This is a genomic window from Halalkalicoccus tibetensis (assembly GCF_037996645.1).
GTDB lineage: Archaea > Halobacteriota > Halobacteria > Halobacteriales > Halalkalicoccaceae > Halalkalicoccus > Halalkalicoccus tibetensis.
On record NZ_JBBMXV010000004.1, the window covers coordinates 441,298 to 461,271 of the forward strand.

Here is a 19,974-nt window from a genome sequence, read left to right on the forward strand (position 1 = left end):
TATCGTATCGAATCCCGTTCGGGGGATCTCAATCACGGGCAGCGACCGACACCCGATCGGAGAGCGACCGAATCCCCTTGAGCGAGGGAACCCGGGTCCCCGAAACATCGACGACGCGCGCCGAGACGGCGATCCCGTGCTTGAGTGCCGCCTCGGGCGACTCGCCCCGATCCATCGCGCCGAGGACGCCGGCCAGCAGGGCGTCGCCGGCCCCGACGGTGTCCGCGACCTCGACGTCGAGCGCCGGCGCGTGCAGCGCCCGCTCGTCGGTGACCGAGACGGCGCCGTCGGGGCCCAGCGAGGCGACGACCCGGTCGAACCCGCGATCGCACAGCTCCCGGGCGGCCACGATCGCCGACTCGACGGAGTCGACGGGCCGGCCGGTCGCTTCAGCGAGCTCGACGTGGTTGGGCTTGCAGAGCGCGTACTGCCCCGAGAGCTCCCCGAGGACGTCGCCGGTGCAGTCGACGGCGGTCGCCCAGTCGCCGGCCGCGGCGATCCGGTCGATCGTCCCGGGGTCGACCCCCGGCGGGAGGCTCCCGGCGACGACGACGGTGTCGGGCTCTCGGTCGGACAGCGACTCGACGAGCGCGTCGATCGCCGCCGGCTCGATCGCCGGCCCGAGCTGGTTGATCTTGTACTCCTCGTCGGGCGCGAGCAGCGTCGTGTTCAGCCGCGTCGTCCCATCGACGTCGACGAACGCCGCGGGGAGCTCCGTTTCGGCCAACCGGCCCTCGAGATACTCGCCGACGAAGCCGCCGAGAAAGCCCGTCGCGAACGCCTCGGTGCCGAGCGCGTCGAGGTACTTCGCGACGTTGATCCCCTTCCCGCCGGCGTCGTAGCGCGTCCGGTCGGTCCGCAGCACCTCGCCCGACACCGGCGGCTCGGACAGCGAGACGGTGTAATCGACCGCGGGGTTCGGGGTGACGGTGGCAATCATTCGGTGGCCCCCGTGACCGTGACGCCCAGCCCGGCGTTCGCACACGCTTCACGGATCGCCTCCGGCGGCTCGCCGTCGGTCACCAGCTCGTCGACCTCCCCGAGGTCGGCAAAGCGGAGGAAGCTGCGTTCGCCGAACTTCGTCGCGTCGGCGACCGCGACCGTGCGCGCGGCCTTCGAGACCATCAGCGACTTGATCCGGGCCTCGTCCTCGTCGGGCGTCATGAACCCGTCGGCGTCGATCCCGTTCGTCCCCAGAAAGAGGAGATCGAAGTTCATGCGCTCCATGAACGTCTCCGCGCTCGGCCCGACCAGCGACCGCGAGCGGTGTCTGAGCCGGCCGCCGGTCAGCTTGACGTCGCTGTCGGTCCCCTCGAGTTCGAGGGCGATCACCGGCGAGTTGGTGACCGCCACGATCGGCTCGTCGACCCGTTTTGCGACCTCGAGGGTCGTCGTCCCCGAGTCGAAGAAGACGACCGCGTCCTCCTCGATCCCCTCGATGGCTCGCTCGGCGATCGCTACCTTCGCGTCGAGCCGCTGGACCTCGCGCTGTCCGTAGGGCGCCTCGCTTCCGACGGCCGTGGCAGGAACCGCCCCGCCGTGGGAGCGCTCGATCAACGACTGGTCCTCGAGGTCCTGGAGGTCGCGCCGTATCGTCGGCTTCGAGACCCCGAGCTCCGCGGCGAGGTCGGCGACCGAACAGCCGTCCCGTTCGGTGACGAGCGCGACGATCCTCCGTTTGCGCTGTTCTGGTAACATCGGCCCTACCGCGTGATCGTCCGTGCACGTTTGTAACTGTTCGTGTTCGGACAAGGCCGAGGGACGGTAGAACGGCGGTTCGGATCCGGACGGAGGCGCGGCGGGAAGGGCGTTACGAGGGCTTTGCCACGTCGCCGCGGTCGGCGGAGTTCGGGTCGTCCCAGAGCTTATCGGGGTCGATATCGAAGTCGAACGCCTCGTTGGGGACCGACACCGTCACGCAGCTGTTCGGAACGTCGACGACGCCGGCGAGCCGGCTCTCGACGGGCACGGTCGAGAGGACGTCGACCGAGTAGCCCTCGAAGACGACGTACTCCGAGAAGGCGGGATCCTGATGTGAACACCCGGGACGACCGCGGTGCGGGTCGTCTGGCCTCTGCTACGAAGCGGACGCCACGCCGCCGGGGTCGGCCGAGCTATCCCTCCTCGGCGGGCGCCACGATCACGGGCCGGTCGCTGTCCAGGATGACGCCCTGGACGACGCTGCCGAACAGGACCTTCCCGACGGGCGAGCGCTGGCGGACGCCGACGACGAGCGCGTCGACGGCAAGCTCGTCGGCGACCTCGAGGATCGCCGGGCCGGGGTCGCCGGTCACCGAGTGGACCTCCGCCTCGATGCCCGCCTCGGCGAGCCCGTCGACGACCGTGTCGACGGCCTGGGGGAGCTGCCGGGCGTCCTCGATCTCCCTGCTGAGCTCCTCGATGTAGCCCTCGCCGGCCTCCTCGGTCGGCATGTCGATCCGCTCGAAGACGTGGAGGACGTCGACGTGGACGTTCTCGGCCGCCTCCGGGAGGTCGAGGATCGCCTCGACCTGGCCTCGTGCGCGCGCCTTGTCGATGTCGACCGGCACCAGAACGCGGTACATATACTGGCCTAAAAGCCGAGGAATATCAAACCGATCGGTCGGCGATCGGGATCGCTATCGGACCCCGAAGCGTTCCGCACCATCCATACCGATCGCGGCCCCGATTACGCTGGTCGGTTGGGATGTCCCGTTGCCGACGAACGCCGGCGGTTGTGGCGTCATACGTCAGGATTTCGCTGGCTCGAAGGGAGTGGTCGTCGCACGAGCTCGGCGGGATGGGAATCGGAGTCGGAGCCGCGGGCGGGGCGGGGGTCGAATCGAGCGCCCGGTCGGACGGAACTAGCGGATCAGTCGTCGGCGAGCAGGTCGGCGATGTCCCGGCAGATGGCCGCCACCCGGACCGCGCTCGACGGCGGCGACTCCGAGGCCGGCGCGAACAGCGACCCGTCCGCCGATTCGGCGTGAATCAGATCGTGCTCGTCGGTCAGGTCGCGCGAAAGGGTCCGTAGATCGTCGTGCTCCATCCCCGTGAGGATCTCCTGGATCGGTTCGGGGGCCGTCAGATCGGGCGGTGAATCGGTGTCAGTCATCGACGGGTATGGAGCTATGGACGTCGGATACGGATAAGGGATGCCCATGGGCGCGGCGGAACTGAAACTGGCCATCATCGTGGGCGAGACGACCACCGCGTTGGTGACCAACAGGACGAACCACCCATCACGACGTCGCCGGGAGGGGCGCGACGCCTTCGGGAGCCGGGAGATCGCCATCGACCCGCTTACAGCCACCCCCTCGTCCGGAGGTAGTTCGCCCCCCAGTCGAAGAAGGCGGCCAGCCGGCCGGTGTTCTCCGTCCACTCGCGCCGGCATTCCTGACACCGGTGGCGGACCCACTCCTCGTCCTCGGGCGTCCAGGAGGTGACCCGCTCGCACTCGCAGTAGCGACACTGCTCCGGGACGTCGATGTGGTCCGTCTCGCTCTCCCAGTCGGCGAACTGGACGAGCGTCTCGCTGCTGTCGGTCTGTTTCAGCAGGATCCGACACCGGGGACAGTGCCACTCGATCGGCGCCTCCGATTGGATCGGGTGGGAATCGCCACACGACGGGCAGTTGAGCTGCGTTCTATCGGCCGTTTCGTCCCTGCTCCGCGTTTCACCGTTCTCTGATCCTCGCGACACGTTCGTACCGACCGACTACGGGCCCGATGGTCGTAGTCTTGTTGACCGACGCCGGCCGCCGGCGCCGCGCCTACTCCAGATAGGGCAGCAGCGGCGTGAGGTCCCTCGTCGACGTGACCCGCTCGCGGGCCGGGTCGTACTCGATGACGTCGTGGTCCTCGAGCTTCGGGAGGTGGTTGTGGTGGAGCTGGATCCGGATCCGGTCGTCGGCGTCGTCCGCCGACCCCGTCGACGCCCCCTCCGCGGAGACCCGATCGACGAGCGTCCCGATCCCGACCGGCTCGCTCCCGCTGTGGGTGGCGAGGTATCGCAACACGGAGCGGCGACGGTGGTCCGAGAGGAGACCGAACAGGTCGTCCTTCGAGAGGGCCGCCGAGGACCCGTCCGACTCCTCGAGCAGCGTAGAGTGATACATTCGATGATCAGTATCTAGTACTAGATGGAGACCACCTTAAGAAGAATCCCTGCAGTGGCCGCTTCGGCACGGATCGGTCGTCGGACCGATTCCGGCGAAGACGGTAAACGGTCCGGCGGCGTCGATGGTCGTAGAGCCATGACCCGCGGTACGCTGCCGGTCGTCGAGCCGCCGTTCCCCGGTCGGGAGCGCCGGGCGGCGACGGTCCGAGGGGTCGTGTTGGCCGCCGGAACCAGCAGCCGGTACGGCGACCGGAACAAGCTCCTCGAACCGGTCGACGGCGAACCCCTCGTTCGGCGCGCGGTCGCGTCGCTCCTCGGCGCTCCCCTCGCGGGCGTGACCGTCGTCCTCGGACACGAACACGAGCGCGTCCGGACCGCCCTCGCGGAGTGTGGCGTGGAGTTCCGGTACAACGACGCCTACGCGCGTGGCCAGAGCGGCTCGCTCCGGACGGGAGTCGAGGCGGTACGGGACGCCGGCGCGGACGCCGCGGTCTTCGCCCTCGGGGACATGCCGGCCGTCTCCAGAGGGACGATCGAAACGCTGGTCGAGGCCCACCGCCGGACCGGGCGGTCCGCGCTCGCGGCGGGCCACGACGGCCGGCGGGGGAACCCGGTCCTCTTCGATGCCGTCCACTTCGACGCCCTCACTCGCGTCTCGGGCGACGTCGGCGGGCGCGACGTGCTCCGAGGGGCGCCCGACGCCGCCGTGGTCGAGACGGGGGACCCGGGCGTCCTCCGGGACGTCGACCGACCCGGCGATCTGGAGGGTGTCGAGGAGCCGTCGGGGCGGGAGTGAGGAGCCCGGTCCACACGGTAGCAACCGTTTTACCCCCGGCTCCTGAGTAGCGGACGTATGATGCTTTCCGGGACGGTCATCGTCGACGCCGGGACCGTCCTCGACGACGGGTGCGTGGTCGTCGAGGGCTCGCACATCGAGGCGGTCGGGCCCCGCGAGGAGCTGCTCGACCGGTATCCGAACCACGAGCGGCGGGCGTACGACCTGCTCATGCCGGGGCTGGTCGGCGCGCACGTCCACTCGGTCCAGAGCCTCGGACGCGGGATCGCCGACGACCTCGAGCTGCTCGACTGGCTGTTCGAGTACGTCCTCCCGATGGAGGCGTCGCTTTCGGCCGAGGAGATGGAGGTCGCCGCGAAGCTGGGCTACCTCGAGATGATCGAGAGCGGCACGACGACCTGCATCGATCACCTCTCGGTCAACCACGCCGACCGGGCGTTCGAGGCCGCCGGCGAGCTCGGGATCCGCGGCGTGCTGGGCAAGGTGCTGATGGACCAGCGTTCACCGGCGGGCCTGCTCGAAGGGGCCGACGAGGGCCTCGCCGAGAGCGAACGGCTGATCGAGCGGTATCACGGCGCGTTCGACGACCGGATCCGCTACGCCGTGACCCCGCGCTTCGCCGTCTCCTGTACCGAGGAGTGTCTGCGCGGCGCCCGCGAGCTCGCCGACGCCCACGAGGGCGTTCGGATCCACACCCACGCGAGCGAGAACAGAAGCGAGATCGCGACCGTCGAGGGCGAGACGGGCCTGCGGAACATCCACTGGCTCGACGAGGTCGGCCTCACCGGCGAGGACGTGGTGCTCGCCCACTGCGTCCACACCGACGAGTCCGAACGCGAGGTGCTCGCCGAGACGGGCACGCACGTCACCCACTGCCCGTCCTCGAACATGAAGCTCGCGAGCGGGATCGCGCCGATCGAGGACTACCGCGAGCGGGGGATCAACGTCGCCATCGGCAACGACGGCCCGCCGTGTAACAACACGCTCGATCCCTTCACCGAAATGCGCCAGGGCAGCCTGCTCCAGAAGGTCGACCGGCTCGACCCGGTCGCGGCTTCCGCGTCCCAGCTGTTCGAGATGGCGACGATCAACGGCGCGCGCGCCGCCGGCTTCGAGGAGCTCGGGGCGCTACGCGAGGGCTGGCGGGCCGACATCGTCGGCCTCACGACCGACCTCACGCGGGCGACGCCGCTGCACGATCCCCTCTCGCATCTGGTCTACGGCGCCCACGGCGACGACGTCGTCCTCTCGATGGTCGACGGCAGGGTACTTCTGGAGGACGGCGAACTCACGACGGCCGACGCCGACGCGATCCGCGAGGACGCCCGCGAGGTCGTCCTCTCGCTCGACGAGCACCGCGAGGCCGCCGATCGGGTCCGTCCCTGAGGCGGTTTTCGGGCCGTCCGGACGGGCTGATGGGCGGGGAGCGCGAACCCTGTGTAGTTATATAACGACCCCAGCTATACCGTCACGAATGTCCAGCGCAAGCGGCCCGAAATCGAAGATCGGGGGGTACTTCGGCTTCGAGGAGGCGGGGACCGACCTGCGGACCGAACTCATCGCGGGGACGACGACGTTCCTCACGATGGCGTACATCATCGTCGTGAACCCCGCGATCCTCTCGGAGGCGATACAGATCGAGGGCTACACCCAGGGAGAAGTCTATCAGATGATCGCGATCGCGACCATCCTGGCGTCGATCGCGGCCATCCTCGTGATGGCCTTCCACGCGAACCGGCCGTTCGGCCTGGCGCCGGGGATGGGGCTGAACGCCTACTTCGCGTTCACGGTCGTGATCCTCCTGGGAGTGCCGTGGCAGACGGCGCTCGCGGCCGTCTTCGTCGAGGGCGTGATCTTCGTCCTGCTGACGGCGGTCGGGGCGCGCCGGTACGTCATCGAGCTGTTCCCCGAGCCGGTGAAGTTCGCCGTCGGCGCCGGCATCGGGCTGTTCCTGCTCCTGTTGGGGCTGATCGAGATGAACGTCATCGTCGCCTACGAGGCGACGCTGGTCCAGCTGAACGACGTCGCCGCCGACCCGGTCGCGCTGGTCGCGCTCGCGGGGCTCGCGCTGACGTTCGTCCTCTATGCCCGCGGCACGACGGGCGCGATCATCATCGGGATCCTGACGACCGCGGCCGCCGGCTGGGCGCTGACCCTCGCCGGCGTCGTCGAGCGGGGCGTGCTGACGCCGGCGGAGCTGCCCTCGGCCCAGTACGACATCACGCCGCTGGCGGGCGCCTTCGTCGACGGGTTCTACGGGATCGATCCCGTGACGTTCGTGTTGGTCGTGTTCACGTTCTTCTTCGTCGACTTCTTCGACACCGCGGGGACGCTGATCGGCGTCTCGCAGTTCGGCGGCTTCCTCGACGAGGAGGGGAACCTCCCGGAGATGGAAAAACCCCTGATGGCCGACGCGGTCGGCACGACCGTCGGCGCGATGGTCGGCACCTCGACGGTGACGACGTTCATCGAGTCCTCGACGGGGATCGAGGAGGGCGGACGCACCGGCATGACGGCACTGACCGTCGGCGTGCTGTTCGCGCTCTCGCTGGTCTTCGTCCCGGTCATCGCGGCGATCCCGGACTACGCCTCCTATCTGGCGCTGGTCGTCGTCGGCATCATCATGCTGCAGGGGGTAAGCGACATCGACTGGGACCACCCCGCCTGGCTCATCTCGGGCGGGCTGACGATCACCGTGATGCCCCTGACCGCGTCGATCGCCGACGGGCTGGCCGCGGGGATCGTCAGCTACCCGGTGATCAAGGCGGCGGTCGGCGAGGGCGACGACGTCCACCCCGGCCAGTGGCTCCTCGCCGCGGCGTTCGTCGTCTACTACTACGTCTCTGCGGGCGGCGTGCTCGGCGGGACGTAACCGACGACTCCCTCTTCCTATACGCGCGGACCGTCACGGAGGCTCAGAGCGGCAGATAATCGCCCATATGGCCTTATTTCGACTATAACTTGGACGTTCAGGGAATTTTACAACCATCTGGGCAACCTATATACAGATCCATCGCCACGGTCCGTGGTATGCGGGATCAGGCCACGGGACGGGCGACCTGCCAGCGATGTCGCCACGACCTCGCCCCCGACGAGGAGGCGTGTCCCGAGTGTCGGTTCTCCCCGCGGCGCGACTGCCGGCGCGTCGGAACCGTCGTCCTGGCGGTCGCCGTCGCGGGTTCGCCGGCCGCGCCCCTCCATCCGTGGGTCCTGTTGGCGGTGTCGATTGCGTGGGCGATCGCCCTCTGCTTGTTGGTGCTCTCGCTCCGGACGTCGCCGGGGGCGAACGGACGAGCGCCGTTCTTCTCGTGAACCGATCGGTCGCCCGGGGCCGGGCTACCAGCTGAAGTCGACCGTTTCGAGGACCGCCGTGTCGAACTCCTGATCGTCCCACTCCCCCTCGGCACGGCGCTCGGCCCACTCGTGCTCGACGCGGTAGCTCGCGAACTCCTCGGGGCTCGAGAACGAGTCGATGACCTGTGCCGAGAGGTCGCCGACCTCGAACCCCTCGTCGACCACCCTGCGGTACCGATCCGCGACCTCGAGGAGCTCCTCCATGATCTCCCCGCCGCCGGGGTCCTCCCGGACGTTCGGGGCGGTCGTGGTGTGGGTGGCGCCGAGCTCGTCGGCCGTGAGGAGGGTCCCGTCGACGGCGACCTCGATCCGGAGGTCGGTGCCGTCCTCGACGAGCGCGTCGAGCGTCGCCGCGGCCGTCTCCGCGTCACAGCCCCGCCCGTCGGTCGCACACGCCCGGTCGTCCTCGGCCCCGCCGTCGTCGGTACAGCCGGCGACCCCCGCGAGTGCGACGCTCGACAGCGCGAGCAGCCGTCGGCGCGAGAACGGATGGGAGTGGCGGGTGCCGTCGGGCAGGGATCGGTCGGCGGCGGTCACCCCGAGAGCGCCATCTCGCCCATGAACTGGTCCTCCCACTCGCGGCGGGCCTCGAGCTCGCGGCGCCCGCGGGCGGTGACGGTGTAGAGGTTCGTCCGCCGGTCCATCGCCTCCTTCTCGACGAGCCCCTTGTCGACGAGCGTGTCGAGGTTCGGATAGAGCCGCCCGTGGTGGACCTCCTTCCCGTAGTACTCCTCGAGCTCGTCCTTCAGCGCGAGCCCGTGGGGCTCGTCGAGCCCGGCGATCGTGTACAGTAGATCCCGCTGAAACCCCGTGAGGTCGTTCATGGAGCAGATAGGGGCCGAACCGTTGTCAATCTGCTGTATCAAATTCCGTATGTGAAACTCGAACGAGAGCGGGTTCTCGACCCGTACCACAGGAGGAGGGTCACCGAGGCCCCGGTCCGCCAGCGTGCGCACGGTAGCGTGTGGCTTCCCGCGCCGACGGGCTGTCGTCGACCGGAACCAGTATCCGCTCGTACATGCCGTCCCGTCCCCGCCGCCCGTCATACCCCCACGAAGTCGGCGCGTACTCTGCCGGATCGGCCCGTCGTCCCGCCGCTCACGGTTCCGACCGGCGCGGTCGATAGCTTCATAACCGTTCGTGTCCTGTGATATCATGGACCAGTACACATACGCGTCATTCGGCGGGCTGGTCCGGGCCACGTGCGACTGGGCACCGTCGCCCCCGCGCAGGGGCCACGTGGCTCCGTCGTTTTCGCCCCGTCAGTTCGCGTGAGCGGTTCGTTCGTCAGGAAGAGGGGTATGACTGATACAGCGGCGTCAGTGGTGGCGACGGCGATGCTCAGATCACGCCGTCGCTGCGGAGCCGTTCGATCTCGTCGTCCGAGAGGCCCAGCCGGTCACGGTAGACCTCGACGTTGTCCTCGCCCTTCGTCGGCGAGGGCTCGATGTCGGGGGCCTTCGAGTCCGAGAGCCGGATCGGGCTGCCGGGGACGCGGATCTCGCCCTCGGTCGGGTGGTCGATCTCGACGACCATCTCCCGTCGTTCGAGATGCGGGTCGTGGATCACCTCCTCGACGCTCTGGACCGAGCCACAGGGGACGCCGGCCGCCGAGAGGACCGAGCCGACCTCCTCGCGGGAATGCTCGCGGGTCCACTCCTCGATGGCATCATCGATCGTCTCCATGTGCTCGACGCGGCCGACGTTGCTCGCGAAGCGCTCGTCGTCGGCGAGCTCCTCGCGGTCGATCGCCCCACAGAGGCTCTCCCAGTGCTCGTCGGAGGTACAGAGGATCGCCACGTAGCCGTCCTCGGCCTCGTAGGCGTTGTAGGGAGCCTTCGCCAGGCTGCTGTGGCGGTTGCCCGTCCGCGGGGGGGTGTCGGAGTCGTCGTAGTAGTTCGCCAGCTGGGACATCAGCGAGGGGTAGACCGCGTCCTGCATGCTCGCCTCGACGAACTGGCCCTCGCCGGTGCGCTCGCGCTGGTAGAGCGCCGCCATGACGCCGGCCGCGAGGTGGATCCCCCCGAGGAAGTCGCCGGGCGCGATGCCGGTCTTCGTCGGCGGGTCCTCGGGGTTGCCGGTCACGTCCATGACGCCGCTCTCGGCCTGGACGATCAGGTCCATCGCCAGCCGGTCGCTCTTCGGGCCGTCCTCGCCGAAGCCGCTGCCGTGGGCGTAGATCAGCTCGGGGTTGACCTCCGAGAGGGTGTCGTAGCCCAGCCCGAACTCCTCCATGGTGCCCGTCGCGAAGTTCTCGACGAGGACGTCCGCGTCCCGCACCAGGTCCTTGAACAGCTCCTTGCCCCGTTCCTCCTTGAGGTTGAGCGTGATCCCGTCCTTGGTGGAGTTGAGCATCACCAGTTCGGCGGGTTCGCCCTCCTCGACGCGCGAGCGAAGCGGCTCGCCGAAGGGGGGCTCGACCTTCGTCACGTCGGCCCCCAGATACGAGAGCATCAGCGAGCTGTACGCGCCGTTGTAGATCTGTCCGAGGTCGATGACGTCGACGTCCTCCAGTGCCTGTTGGTCCATGTATGTCGTAGTGAAAACGGTGATTGGGTGTGGTGGGCGGTCTGTACTCGTCGCTAGTCGTCGTAGCCGCGATAGGAGCCGAACAGCTCCTCCTCGCTGGGCTCGTCGGGTTCGACGGTCTCTGCGACCGTCGTGGTGTTGAGGAAGTGGGTGTAGCTGAGGTTCTCGTCGGTCTGGTTGCCGCCCCACGTCCCGGCGCCCATCGAGAGGGTGAAGTTCAGCCCGTTGTCGAAGCTCCCGCCGTTGCCGTAACACTGGGGCTGGTTGATCAGCAGCCGGGCGACGTCCATCTCGTGGCCGATCCGCTCTGTATGGTCGTCGTCGGTCGTGTGGAGCCCACAGGAGTGGCCGCTGCCCTCGAAGGCGAGGATCTCGTTCGTCGTCTCGAGGGCCGCGTCGAAGTCGTCGGCCTCGTACAGCGTCAGGACGACCGAGAGCTTCTCGCCCGAGAGGGGGTGCTCCTCGCCGATCCCCTGGCCCTCGACCATGAAGAACTCGGCTTCCTCGGCTTCCGCCGGGAGGTCGGCGGCCTCGGCGATCGCCTCGGGGGGCTGGGCGGTGACCTCGCCCGACAGCGAGCCGTGGCCCTCGGGGAACATCGTCTCCTGGAGGCGTTCTCGCTCCGCGTCGTCACAGAGGTAGCCGCCCTCGCCTTCGAGCGCCGCGACGGCGTCGTCGTAGACCGACTCGACGATCACGGCGGAGTTGTCGCTCGAACAGCTGGTCGCGTAGTCGAAGGTCTTGCTCTTCTTGATCCGTTCGGCGGCCGCATCGAGCTCGGCCGTCGAGTCGACGATCGAGACGACGTTGCCCTCGCCGACGTTGTAGTTTGGCGTTCCCGACCGTTCGCCGCGCTCGACGTTGCTCGCCGATCCCGTCACCTGCAGCAGGTCACAGCGGTCCATCAGCTCGTAGGTCTTCTCCTTCTCGACGGGCGCCGGGAGCATCTGGACCAGGTCGCGGGGTGCGCCGACCCGCTCGAGCTCGTCGCGGATGTAGCCGACGACGAGCTCGCAGGTCGACAGCCCCGCGGGCGAGGGCGAGACGACCACCGCGTTGCGCCCCTTCAGCGCCATCATCGCGATGTTGGCGGGCGTCGCCCCCGGGTTCGTCGAGGGGACGACCGCGCCGACGACCCCGACCGGTTTGGCGATCTCGGTGATCCCGGCCTCGGGGTCCTCGTCGATCACGCCGACCGACGGCGCGCCCAGCAGGTCGTCGAGAGTGCCCTTGGTCTTGCGGCGTTTCTTGGTGATCTTGTCCTCGACGTTGCCGAAGCCGGTGTCCCGGACGGCGACCTCCGAGATCTCCCGGGCGCGGTCCTCCTGGTAGACCGCCCAGGCGACCGCCTGGACGAGCTCGTCGACTGCCGCCTGGTCGTAGTCGGCGATCTCCGCCATCGCCGCCTCGGCGCGTTCCAGGCAGGTCCCGACGTCGCCCGTCGCGTCGGACTCGCGTTCGACCTGTGAAGCGTCTACACTCATGCTCAGTAGGTGGCGGGGCCGAACGTAAAGGCGTGTTGCCGGCAGTGTGCGCCGGCGCTGCTCGCGCTCAGTTCTTGAGCGCGGTGACGACCAACGAGAGCGCGATGAGGACCAACAGCCCCACCGCGATGTAGCTGTTGAACAGGAACGCCGTCGCGCTCTCGCCGGTCAGCAGCCAGCCGGTGACGAAGCCCGACTCGGCGATGTCGCCGAGAATCACCCCCAGCACGAGGCTCACCAGCGGGTAGTCGTACTTCACGAACAGCAGACCGACCAGCCCGAATATCAGGACGATATACAGGTCGATCGGGGCGTTCCGTACCGCGAAGCCGCCGACGATCGCGAGCACGGCCACCGCGGGGATGATGTAGCGCGCCGGGAGATACGCCAGCTTCCCGAAGTGTCGCGAGCCGTAGATCCCGTAGGCGAGGATGAGGACGTTGCCGATGAACAACGAGAGCACCATCGCGTAGACGATCTCCCCGGAGGCGTCGAACAGCCCGGGGCCGGGGTTCAGCCCGTGGAGCGCGATCGCGCCGAGCAGCGCCGCGGTCGCGCCGCTGCCGGGGATCCCGAGGGTGAGCGTCGGGATCAGCGCGCCGCCCTGGGTCGCGTTGTTGCTCGAGTCGGCCGCGATGACCCCCTCGATGACCCCGGTTCCGAACTTCTCGGCGAGCTCGTCGTCGGCCCACCGCTGGGCCTCGTTGTACGAGACGAAGTTCGCGACGTCCGCGCCCGCGCCGGGCAGCGATCCGACGAAGGTGCCGATGAGCATCCCGCGGAGGAACTCGACGGGCTTCGAGGCCACCGTCCGGGCGGCCTCGTAGACCTCCGAGACCCCGCCCTCGACCTGCTTGTCCCGGGTGACGACCGTCCCCCGGTAGGCGAGGCGGAACACCTCCGTGAGGACGAACAGCCCGATCAGCACGACGACGAAGTCGACGCCGGCGAGCAGCGTCGTCTGGCCGAAGGTGGCCCGCGACTGCGAGAGCTGTGGGTCGTTGCCGATCGTCCCGATCAGCAGCCCGAACGCCCCCGCGAGCAGCGCCTTCGAGAGCGACGAGCCCTTCGCGGCGGGGATGATCGTCAGGGCGAACACCGCCAGCAGGAACATCTCCGGCGGGCCGAAGTCCAGCGCGAACTCCGAGATCGGCGGGGCGAACACCAGCAGGAAGACCGCGGCGAACAGCCCCGCGAACCCCGAAACGATCGCCGAGACCGCGAGCGTGTAGACGGCCCGGCCCTGCTTGGTGAGCTCGTAGCCGTCCCAGCAGGTGACGACCGAGCCCGGCGCGCCGGGCGTGTTGATGAGGATCGCCGGGATCGACCCGCCGTAGACCGCACCCCCGTAGGCCGCGATCAGGAAGATCAACGCCGTCGTCGGCTCGAACGGGATCGTCACCGGGGTGAACAGCACGATCGTCATCGTCGCCGAGAAGCCGGGGATCGCCCCGAAGACGACGCCGACGCCGGTCCCGAGCAGGATCGCCAGCAGGATATAGGGGCTCGCGAGCGTCCCGAGGGCCCCCTCGATGGTCGCGGGCGCGAACAGCGTCCCGATCATAGCGGCACCATCAGCCACTGGACGAACACCAGCCAGACCACGAACGCGAACCCGATCGAGTAGGCCGCGAGCCGGAGCGGGCTCCGCTCGCCGAACAGGTACAGCGCGAACGCGAGATAGCCGATCGTCGTGGGGAGGAACCCGATCGGTTCGATCGCGACGATGTAGGCGGCCGTCGCGGCGGCCAGCAGCGCCGCGTTGCGGATCGTGAAGTGGGGCCCGCTCGAGGCCTGTGTGCCGCTCTCGATCCCGGCTCCGTGTTCGGCCCCAGGGTCAGCTTCCGGCTCGGCAGGCTCGGGTGCGGCCTCGTCGGCCCCGCGCTTGCCCGGGCGGTCGTCGACGGAGACGGCCTGTCCGAGGAGGGTGACGACGGCGAGGGCCGCCGTCGTGTACAGCAGCGGCCCCGCATACAGCATCGAGAGGTCCGGCAGGGCGTGCGTGTCCCAGTAATAAACCAGACAGAACGCGAGGACGAGCGCCGGGAACAGCAACTCGCCCGTGTCGATCTCGATCGTTCTGGAGCCGGCCGAGACGGTGACGACCGGCGGCGTGATCCCTGCCATGGCTACCCCCGATCGTAGATGAAGTCCTCGATCACGTCGGCGTACTCCGACATGAACTCGGAGGTCTCCTCGACCTCCCGTGCGGTCTCCTCGGGGCCCCGATAGTCGACGATCCGATCGAGGCCGCCCTGTTCCTCCGTTCTGGTCCGAAAGCCCTCGTCCTCGAAGACGGCGGCGTAGCTCTCGGCGAGCTCCTCGAACCAGTCGGGGTGTTGCTCGCGAACCCCGCCGGGGGCGACCATCAGCTTCCACTGTCCGAGCCCCTCCTCGACTAGCGGGACTTCATCCATCCCGAGTTCGCCGAAGGAGGGGACGTCGGGCCACAGCTCCTGGGGCTCGTCGGTGTGCGAACCGAGCGCGGTCACGTCGCCCGCGTGGTCCGGGTCGAACGCCCACGGCTGGTTGACCCCCGCGTCGACGTCGCCCGCGAGGACGGCCTGCCGGAGCTCCGATCCACCCTCCATGTTGACGACCGTCAGATCGAGGTCGTAGGCGTCCTCGACGAGCAGCGCCGACAGCGCCGTGTTGCCGATCGCCGCGGTGATGCCGACGGTCGCCCCGTCCTCCCGGGCGTACTCGATGAACCCCTCGATGTCCTCGTAGGGGCTGTCGAGCGGGGCGAACCACATCGTCGGATCCCAGTGGTGGGTCCCTAGGTAGTCGAAGTCGTCGGCCGTGTAGGGTGCGTCTTGGAACAGCCACGTCGCCTGCATCTGGGGCATGTTCCACATCCCGAGCGTGAGCCCGTCCGGCTCGGCGTTGTAGATCTGCTCGCCCCCGACCTGGGTCGACCCGCCGGGGTAGTTCTCGACGACGAACTCGACGTCCAGCAGGTCGGACCACGTCGGCGTCGTCACCCGCATCGCCCGGTCGGTCCCGCCGCCCTGTGCCCACGGGACGATCGCGGTGATCTGGTCCCGGTCGAGTTCGCCCAGTACGTCCGGCGCCCGCTCGGCACAGCCCGCGGTACCCGCCAAGCCGGCGGCCCCCAGCGCCAGAACCTCCCGTCGGGTCGTAGTCGTGCGTGTCATGGGTAGTGGTCCGCTCCGGGCTCGGGGACGAACGTGCCCGTCCTCCCTGCCCAATCGGCGTCCGGTCTGTCGTGCGGTTCCCCGGTTCGACGGCCCTCCCTGCGTGTCACTGTTGATGTCATTACGGAATGTGAGACGGATCGACGACTCGGTTCGACCTTATATCGAACCGTACACCATCTTATCAGCGATTCAGATATTAATCTACATCCAGAGGGAGGACGCTTTCCCGGTTACTGGTTGTGCTTGCGCTTGCAAAGTCCATCCCTTTCAACGGGCGTTCGTGAGACCTAGAACGAACACGCCGCGGCGTTCGGAGAGGGATTCTCTACTGGAGCCGTATCGTGCACGCGATCCGCTATCGATCGGGGAGCGAACGGAATCGACGCACGAACGCCGCCGGTCGGTAGGTCCCGATCGTCATCGGCGACATCGATCGGCCCCGGCCCGACGGACCTGCTACACTACTCGTCCGTGCGACCATTCCTTCGGCGTATCGAAGGGTAGGAACGTTTAATCCGGGAACGAGTGTAGGCTCCCGCAACGAATGCCCGGTATCAGATCGGCCATCACAGCCATAGCGCGCTTCCTCCCCGACGTCCGTCGCTACCGACCGCGGCCGTACTCCTCCCCGATCTCGGTCGACGACCTCACCGGCGAGTATCTCCTGCTCGAGATCCCGGACGCGCCGTCGCCGGAGACCGATGCGGCCGTGGCCACGCTGCTGACGGGAACGAACCGCAACGGGCTCGCCACCGGCCTGACCGACTGCGAGGGCTACCCGTCGCTGTTCCCGCCGGGGGCGAGCCTCTTCGACGCGGACGGGTCGTCGAGCCGGCTGCAGGACGTCGTCTCCGCCATCGACCGGGTCACGCACGTGTTCCGCCGGAGCGGGACGGAGGTCGTCGTGATCAACGCCGCACGGATCGAGGAGAACGTCCGTATCGCGGAGCACGACCCGGGCAGGAGCGGCGAGATCGCGCGCCGGAACGTCGAGGCGCTCGCGGACTGTCTGTCGGCGCTGCCGGCGGAGCACAGCACGTTCGTCGACGGCGACGCGATCCCGGCCGACGTCCGCGACAGACATCTCGTCAACTTCCAGGAGTCGGTCCTCTACCGGTAGTCCGGGCCGGACCTGATCCGTTCACTACATGTTAATGAAAGGATAACTAATACGGCTACCCGCCTACCGTAGGGTATCCCGCTCGCGTGTGTGTCGGGCGGGGTCGATCGGTCGACGCGGCGCTCGGTCCCGATCCGGCGAAGACCGCCGGAACGTCGGGTTTTCGTCCGACGAGGACCGACGGGTCGTGCGACGATACTCGCGCGGAATTCGTTTCGACGACCGTCAGGTATCCGTCCGCGCTCGGGGCGTTTCCCGGCTATTATCACGCGGTGGACGGATACGAATAACTAAGTGAATCCGCATCGGAACTGAAACTGCACCCGGAGGAAACCGACGCTCGGTACGCGCTCATGGTCACGGCCGTCCGGCGATCCCCCTCCGGTGCCTCTGACAGTTCTTCCGTACCCAACTCCCGTGCCGACGTGCCTAGCGGGCGGTCCCGAGCTTGCCGACCTCGTAGCCCAGCGCGAGCGATCCGGTGAGGGCGATCCCCACGGCGCCGAGTTTGAGGAGGTTCGCGAACCCGAGGAGCACGCCCCCGAAGACGCCGCCGGAGGCCGCCACCGTGGGTCCGAGCAGCTCGTAGGACGGCGTCATCGCCGTCGTGAGCACGACCGAGAGGGCCGTCGCGACGAGCAGGATCGCCAGCTCGACCCGAACCGACCGGGTGATCGTCGGGACGGCGTCGGTCGCCACGATCGGATCGGCGATCGTCAACAGCCCCGGCAGAACCGTCCGGTCGGTCGTCTCGCGGACCGAGCGGTCGATCCGCTCGTGGACGATCAGGCGGTTGAACCCGCCGATCGCGGCCGCGATCAGCACCAGCCCCACCTTCGCCGAGAGGAGCAGGCCGTACGGCGTCGTCGCGAGCGCGGTGGGCGTCGGGACGTGCCAGGCGGCGATGACGACGCCGGTCGCGAACGCGACGGTGACGCCCGCGACGGCGACGACCGAGAACCGCCGAACGACCGCGAGGGCGACTCTCGCCGGCTCGTCGTCGGCATCGAGCGAGCGGGGCAACAGCGTCGGCAGCGCGGCCAACACGACGAGGCCGCCCACCCACAGCCCGGCCCCGGTCATGTGCCCGACCTTCACGATCAGTGCTACGGCGGAGCTCTCGATGGCCACGGAGTAGCGCGTCGCACAGAACGCCACCAGCATTGCGAGCGCGCCGACGGTCGCCGCCGCGAGCCAGTGGTCCCGCGGAACCGAACGGGGGCGGAGATACCGGGTGACGGTCAGCGCACCGAGCATCGACGCGACGGCGACGAGGCCCGTCCATGCCATCCCTGGCTGGGTCGTGCTCGCCCAGGCGGCGAACGAGCCGGGATCGGTCGGCCGTACGTCGCCGATCGCGATCGCGGTCGCGGTGAAGGCCGCCCCGATCAGGGCCGTCCCGACGACCGTCAGGACTGTGTCGTTCGCCCGCGTGGTGTCGATACCACGGCGCTCGAGGGCGGGGAACACGACGAGCCGAAACGTCGGGGGCACGCCCACGAGGAGCATCAGCGTCGCCACTAACACGCCTCGGAGGGCTGGATTCAGCGGATCCATCGTCAGTTCCCGTCGTGCCTCCACCCGGTCGTCGCCAAGCGAGGAGTGCCCACGACGAGGTCCGTTCGTCCCGATCGTCTAGCGATCCACACTCCCGCCGGGCGCCCCGTCGATGCCCGTCGCGGCGAGCGGCGGGGGCCACTGCCCGTCCCTACCGGGAGTCGGTCGGTCATCCACATCGGTACTGCGCTCATGGTCAGCTTAGTCGCGGCCGAGAACGGTATTAACCGTTGTGATGGCTTTTTTCGGCCGATAACGTTGTTCAAATCCGACCACTGTCAGTACTTCGAAAGTTATGCTCTATAGATGGTTCCGTTCGGGATCGTGGGATCGTTGGGGCGGTTTCTGGAACCTCCCGACAGTGCCGGTCAGTTATCAGCCATGTATTCAAATATCGACATATAGATCGCGGGGAAGGGGTCGTTCGGTAAAGAGGTGGTCGATCGAAACGAACACTGGATCTCCGGCGGATCGGCAGCGCCCGCTCGGGTCCGCCTCAGTTCCCGGGCCGAACGGCGATCGGCCCGCCACAGCGCCCACAGGAGTAGCGTTCGGGCCGTTCGACGACTTTCGACCGACGGTAGCGCGGGTTGCGGTCCCCACAGTCCTCACAGACGATCCAGTAGCGCGGTTCGGCGTACCGTTCGCAGTGGCGATCCGTATCGAGGGGGTCGAGCCACTGGCGGAAGGTCGGGCCGTGATCGGCCGTGCCGCGCTCGTAGTACTGCCAGGCGTGGATCAGCTCGTGGCGCACGGTCCGGGCGAACTCCTCCCAGCCGTAGGCCTCGTAGGCGTCCCACGAGAGGCGGATCGTCACCTGCTCGGCGTCGCGGTCGTAGACCGCGATCCCCGCCGAGCGCTTCATGCGCGTCGAGACCTCCCACTCGATCTCCTCGACGGGCACCAGTGGGAAGTGCTCGGCGCCGACCGCCGCCGCGTGGGCGGCCGCGCGCTCGCGGAGCGCGCCCTTCGTCCGTGGGTGGTGTGTCCCGTCGTCGATCGTATCGCCCCTCCGAGCTACCGCCGGCTCGTCGGTGGACACGGGCCTCGTCTCGTCGCTCAAGCCTGTCCCCCCGTTGGGAACGAACGCCCGAATACCTTTCTCGATGCGGTCGGCGGCCGCACCGTCGCGCCGTCGCCATCCCGATGTGGTCGGCGAATCCAGTATCCATCCAGTATATGGGAATTTATTACCAGAAGATGGATTCTCATACCGAACAGAAGGACATACTAGGTATTATATCAGTATAAACGGAACACCTATGTAGCGTTAATTGATAACACAGTTCATCCATGATAGAGACGATGGTCGAAACGGTCGTGTCGGAGGACGCGCGGACCGTCGAGCCCGAAACGCCGGTCACGGAGGCCGCACAGCGGCTCCGCGACCCGACGGTTCCGGCGTTGGTCGTCCTCGGCGGGGACCGGGCCGTGATCGGGATCGTGACCGAGTCCGACTTCGTCGTCCACGTCGCCGAGGAGGAGGGGGCCGCCACGGTGGGGGAGATCATGTCGACGCCGGTCGTCACCGTCCCGCCGGGCACGCCGATCGGCTTCGCGGCCGACCGGATGAACGAGGCCGGCGTCAGACACCTCCCCGTCGTCGAGGACGGGGCGTACGCCGGGCTCGTCTCGCTGGGCTCGCTCACGCCGTTCCTCTCGCGGACCCGCTTCGACATCACCTGGAAGGGTACCCCCGACCGAGCCGGGAGCGCCGAGGACTCCGAGCCCGTAGTCCCCGAGCGAAAGCTCGACCGGGCGGTGAACGGCTGACGGGATCGGGCTCCGTCGCCTGTCCCGACTGACCCTCTCAGTAGGTTGAAGTCCGTAGCCGTATCCCGATCGGCGGGGATGCGCTCGATCGTTCACATATAT

Annotated in this window: 22 protein-coding genes; 6 read left to right on the forward strand and 16 right to left on the reverse strand. The window is 68.3% G+C overall.

Annotated features, from left to right (window positions below):
- Window positions 1-28: 28 nt before the first annotated feature.
- The 7 genes from pfkB to WOA58_RS15160 form a co-directional block, all read right to left on the reverse strand.
- The gene (pfkB, locus tag WOA58_RS15130) at window positions 29-940 is read right to left on the reverse strand and encodes a 1-phosphofructokinase (protein ID WP_340605104.1); all 912 of its coding nucleotides are present in this window, start codon (window positions 938-940) and stop codon (window positions 29-31) included.
- A complete protein-coding gene (gene glpR / locus WOA58_RS15135) occupies window positions 937-1,698 on the reverse strand; it encodes an HTH-type transcriptional regulator GlpR (protein WP_340605106.1) in 762 nt (253 codons plus the stop codon). Before glpR ends, pfkB begins: the two co-directional genes overlap by 4 nt.
- Window positions 1,699-1,810: 112 nt before the next feature.
- Window positions 1,811-1,969 (reverse strand): acetamidase/formamidase family protein, encoded by a 159-nt coding sequence (locus WOA58_RS15140; protein WP_340605107.1) that lies wholly within the window; start codon window positions 1,967-1,969, stop codon window positions 1,811-1,813.
- A 145-nt stretch (window positions 1,970-2,114) separates the two neighbouring features.
- Complete coding sequence (locus WOA58_RS15145) at window positions 2,115-2,549, reverse strand: universal stress protein (RefSeq protein ID WP_340605108.1); 435 nt, start codon at window positions 2,547-2,549, stop codon at window positions 2,115-2,117.
- Between the two features lie 302 nt (window positions 2,550-2,851).
- The gene (locus WOA58_RS15150) at window positions 2,852-3,094 is read right to left on the reverse strand and encodes a hypothetical protein (RefSeq protein ID WP_340605109.1); all 243 of its coding nucleotides are present in this window, start codon (window positions 3,092-3,094) and stop codon (window positions 2,852-2,854) included.
- Between the two features lie 188 nt (window positions 3,095-3,282).
- The gene (locus WOA58_RS15155; protein WP_340605110.1) at window positions 3,283-3,681 is read right to left on the reverse strand and encodes a hypothetical protein; all 399 of its coding nucleotides are present in this window, start codon (window positions 3,679-3,681) and stop codon (window positions 3,283-3,285) included.
- A 70-nt stretch (window positions 3,682-3,751) separates the two neighbouring features.
- Window positions 3,752-4,096: a DUF7344 domain-containing protein gene (locus WOA58_RS15160; protein WP_340605111.1), complete on the reverse strand. Its 345-nt coding sequence runs from the start codon at window positions 4,094-4,096 to the stop codon at window positions 3,752-3,754.
- Between the two features lie 138 nt (window positions 4,097-4,234).
- Here WOA58_RS15160 and WOA58_RS15165 point away from each other — a divergent pair, with 138 nt between their 5' ends.
- The 4 genes from WOA58_RS15165 to WOA58_RS15180 all read left to right on the forward strand — a co-directional run bounded on the left by WOA58_RS15165 (window position 4,235) and on the right by WOA58_RS15180 (window position 8,206).
- Window positions 4,235-4,894 carry a nucleotidyltransferase family protein gene (locus tag WOA58_RS15165; RefSeq protein WP_340605112.1) on the forward strand — a complete coding sequence of 220 codons (660 nt, stop codon included), beginning with the start codon at window positions 4,235-4,237 and terminating at the stop codon, window positions 4,892-4,894.
- A gap of 57 nt (window positions 4,895-4,951) precedes the next feature.
- Complete coding sequence (locus WOA58_RS15170; protein WP_340605113.1) at window positions 4,952-6,280, forward strand: 5'-deoxyadenosine deaminase; 1,329 nt, start codon at window positions 4,952-4,954, stop codon at window positions 6,278-6,280.
- 88 nt (window positions 6,281-6,368) lie between these two features.
- Window positions 6,369-7,766 carry an NCS2 family permease gene (locus WOA58_RS15175; RefSeq protein WP_340605114.1) on the forward strand — a complete coding sequence of 466 codons (1,398 nt, stop codon included), beginning with the start codon at window positions 6,369-6,371 and terminating at the stop codon, window positions 7,764-7,766.
- Window positions 7,767-7,924: 158 nt separating this feature from the next.
- Window positions 7,925-8,206, forward strand: coding sequence for a hypothetical protein (locus tag WOA58_RS15180; protein ID WP_340605115.1), 282 nt, complete (start codon window positions 7,925-7,927; stop codon window positions 8,204-8,206).
- A gap of 24 nt (window positions 8,207-8,230) precedes the next feature.
- Here the strand turns inward: WOA58_RS15180 and WOA58_RS15185 are convergent, their stop codons facing one another.
- From WOA58_RS15185 to WOA58_RS15215, 7 genes are all read right to left on the reverse strand, one after another.
- Window positions 8,231-8,785: a hypothetical protein gene (locus tag WOA58_RS15185; protein WP_340605116.1), complete on the reverse strand. Its 555-nt coding sequence runs from the start codon at window positions 8,783-8,785 to the stop codon at window positions 8,231-8,233.
- The gene (locus tag WOA58_RS15190; protein ID WP_340605117.1) at window positions 8,782-9,072 is read right to left on the reverse strand and encodes a PadR family transcriptional regulator; all 291 of its coding nucleotides are present in this window, start codon (window positions 9,070-9,072) and stop codon (window positions 8,782-8,784) included. The genes WOA58_RS15185 and WOA58_RS15190 overlap by 4 nt, the downstream gene beginning before the upstream one ends.
- Window positions 9,073-9,589: 517 nt before the next feature.
- Window positions 9,590-10,777 (reverse strand): CaiB/BaiF CoA transferase family protein, encoded by a 1,188-nt coding sequence (locus WOA58_RS15195; protein ID WP_340605118.1) that lies wholly within the window; start codon window positions 10,775-10,777, stop codon window positions 9,590-9,592.
- A gap of 53 nt (window positions 10,778-10,830) precedes the next feature.
- Window positions 10,831-12,261: an acylating sulfoacetaldehyde dehydrogenase gene (gene sauS, locus WOA58_RS15200; RefSeq protein ID WP_340605119.1), complete on the reverse strand. Its 1,431-nt coding sequence runs from the start codon at window positions 12,259-12,261 to the stop codon at window positions 10,831-10,833.
- Window positions 12,262-12,328: 67 nt separating this feature from the next.
- Complete coding sequence (locus tag WOA58_RS15205) at window positions 12,329-13,825, reverse strand: tripartite tricarboxylate transporter permease (RefSeq protein WP_340605120.1); 1,497 nt, start codon at window positions 13,823-13,825, stop codon at window positions 12,329-12,331.
- Window positions 13,822-14,388: a tripartite tricarboxylate transporter TctB family protein gene (locus WOA58_RS15210; RefSeq protein ID WP_340605121.1), complete on the reverse strand. Its 567-nt coding sequence runs from the start codon at window positions 14,386-14,388 to the stop codon at window positions 13,822-13,824. Before WOA58_RS15210 ends, WOA58_RS15205 begins: the two co-directional genes overlap by 4 nt.
- A gap of 2 nt (window positions 14,389-14,390) precedes the next feature.
- On the reverse strand, window positions 14,391-15,419 hold the full coding sequence (locus WOA58_RS15215; protein WP_340605122.1) for a tripartite tricarboxylate transporter substrate binding protein: 1,029 nt from the start codon (window positions 15,417-15,419) through the stop codon (window positions 14,391-14,393).
- 547 nt (window positions 15,420-15,966) lie between these two features.
- Here WOA58_RS15215 and WOA58_RS15220 point away from each other — a divergent pair.
- Window positions 15,967-16,542 (forward strand): hypothetical protein, encoded by a 576-nt coding sequence (locus WOA58_RS15220; RefSeq protein WP_340605123.1) that lies wholly within the window; start codon window positions 15,967-15,969, stop codon window positions 16,540-16,542.
- A 429-nt stretch (window positions 16,543-16,971) separates the two neighbouring features.
- Here the strand turns inward: WOA58_RS15220 and WOA58_RS15225 are convergent, their stop codons facing one another.
- On the reverse strand, window positions 16,972-18,099 hold the full coding sequence (locus WOA58_RS15225) for a copper resistance D family protein (RefSeq protein ID WP_340605124.1): 1,128 nt from the start codon (window positions 18,097-18,099) through the stop codon (window positions 16,972-16,974).
- Window positions 18,100-18,595: 496 nt separating this feature from the next.
- Complete coding sequence (locus WOA58_RS15230; RefSeq protein WP_340605125.1) at window positions 18,596-19,141, reverse strand: SprT family zinc-dependent metalloprotease; 546 nt, start codon at window positions 19,139-19,141, stop codon at window positions 18,596-18,598.
- Between the two features lie 251 nt (window positions 19,142-19,392).
- Here WOA58_RS15230 and WOA58_RS15235 point away from each other — a divergent pair, with 251 nt between their 5' ends.
- On the forward strand, window positions 19,393-19,872 hold the full coding sequence (locus tag WOA58_RS15235; RefSeq protein WP_340605126.1) for a CBS domain-containing protein: 480 nt from the start codon (window positions 19,393-19,395) through the stop codon (window positions 19,870-19,872).
- Window positions 19,873-19,974 lie beyond the last annotated feature (102 nt).

Excerpts from the sequence above, each read along its gene's own strand:
- pfkB (WP_340605104.1), bottom strand. The coding sequence starts at position 940 with ATGATTGCCACCGTCACCCCGAACCCCGCGGTCGATTACACCGTCTCG.
- glpR (WP_340605106.1), bottom strand. The coding sequence starts at position 1,698 with ATGTTACCAGAACAGCGCAAACGGAGGATCGTCGCGCTCGTCACCGAA.
- WOA58_RS15150 (WP_340605109.1), bottom strand. The coding sequence starts at position 3,094 with ATGACTGACACCGATTCACCGCCCGATCTGACGGCCCCCGAACCGATC.
- WOA58_RS15160 (WP_340605111.1), bottom strand. The coding sequence starts at position 4,096 with ATGTATCACTCTACGCTGCTCGAGGAGTCGGACGGGTCCTCGGCGGCC.
- WOA58_RS15165 (WP_340605112.1), top strand. The coding sequence starts at position 4,235 with ATGACCCGCGGTACGCTGCCGGTCGTCGAGCCGCCGTTCCCCGGTCGG.
- WOA58_RS15170 (WP_340605113.1), top strand. The coding sequence starts at position 4,952 with ATGATGCTTTCCGGGACGGTCATCGTCGACGCCGGGACCGTCCTCGAC.
- WOA58_RS15175 (WP_340605114.1), top strand. The coding sequence starts at position 6,369 with ATGTCCAGCGCAAGCGGCCCGAAATCGAAGATCGGGGGGTACTTCGGC.
- WOA58_RS15180 (WP_340605115.1), top strand. The coding sequence starts at position 7,925 with ATGCGGGATCAGGCCACGGGACGGGCGACCTGCCAGCGATGTCGCCAC.
- WOA58_RS15190 (WP_340605117.1), bottom strand. The coding sequence starts at position 9,072 with ATGAACGACCTCACGGGGTTTCAGCGGGATCTACTGTACACGATCGCC.
- WOA58_RS15195 (WP_340605118.1), bottom strand. The coding sequence starts at position 10,777 with ATGGACCAACAGGCACTGGAGGACGTCGACGTCATCGACCTCGGACAG.
- sauS (WP_340605119.1), bottom strand. The coding sequence starts at position 12,261 with ATGAGTGTAGACGCTTCACAGGTCGAACGCGAGTCCGACGCGACGGGC.
- WOA58_RS15205 (WP_340605120.1), bottom strand. The coding sequence starts at position 13,825 with ATGATCGGGACGCTGTTCGCGCCCGCGACCATCGAGGGGGCCCTCGGG.
- WOA58_RS15210 (WP_340605121.1), bottom strand. The coding sequence starts at position 14,388 with ATGGCAGGGATCACGCCGCCGGTCGTCACCGTCTCGGCCGGCTCCAGA.
- WOA58_RS15215 (WP_340605122.1), bottom strand. The coding sequence starts at position 15,419 with ATGACACGCACGACTACGACCCGACGGGAGGTTCTGGCGCTGGGGGCC.
- WOA58_RS15220 (WP_340605123.1), top strand. The coding sequence starts at position 15,967 with ATGCCCGGTATCAGATCGGCCATCACAGCCATAGCGCGCTTCCTCCCC.
- WOA58_RS15225 (WP_340605124.1), bottom strand. The coding sequence starts at position 18,099 with ATGGATCCGCTGAATCCAGCCCTCCGAGGCGTGTTAGTGGCGACGCTG.
- WOA58_RS15235 (WP_340605126.1), top strand. The coding sequence starts at position 19,393 with ATGATAGAGACGATGGTCGAAACGGTCGTGTCGGAGGACGCGCGGACC.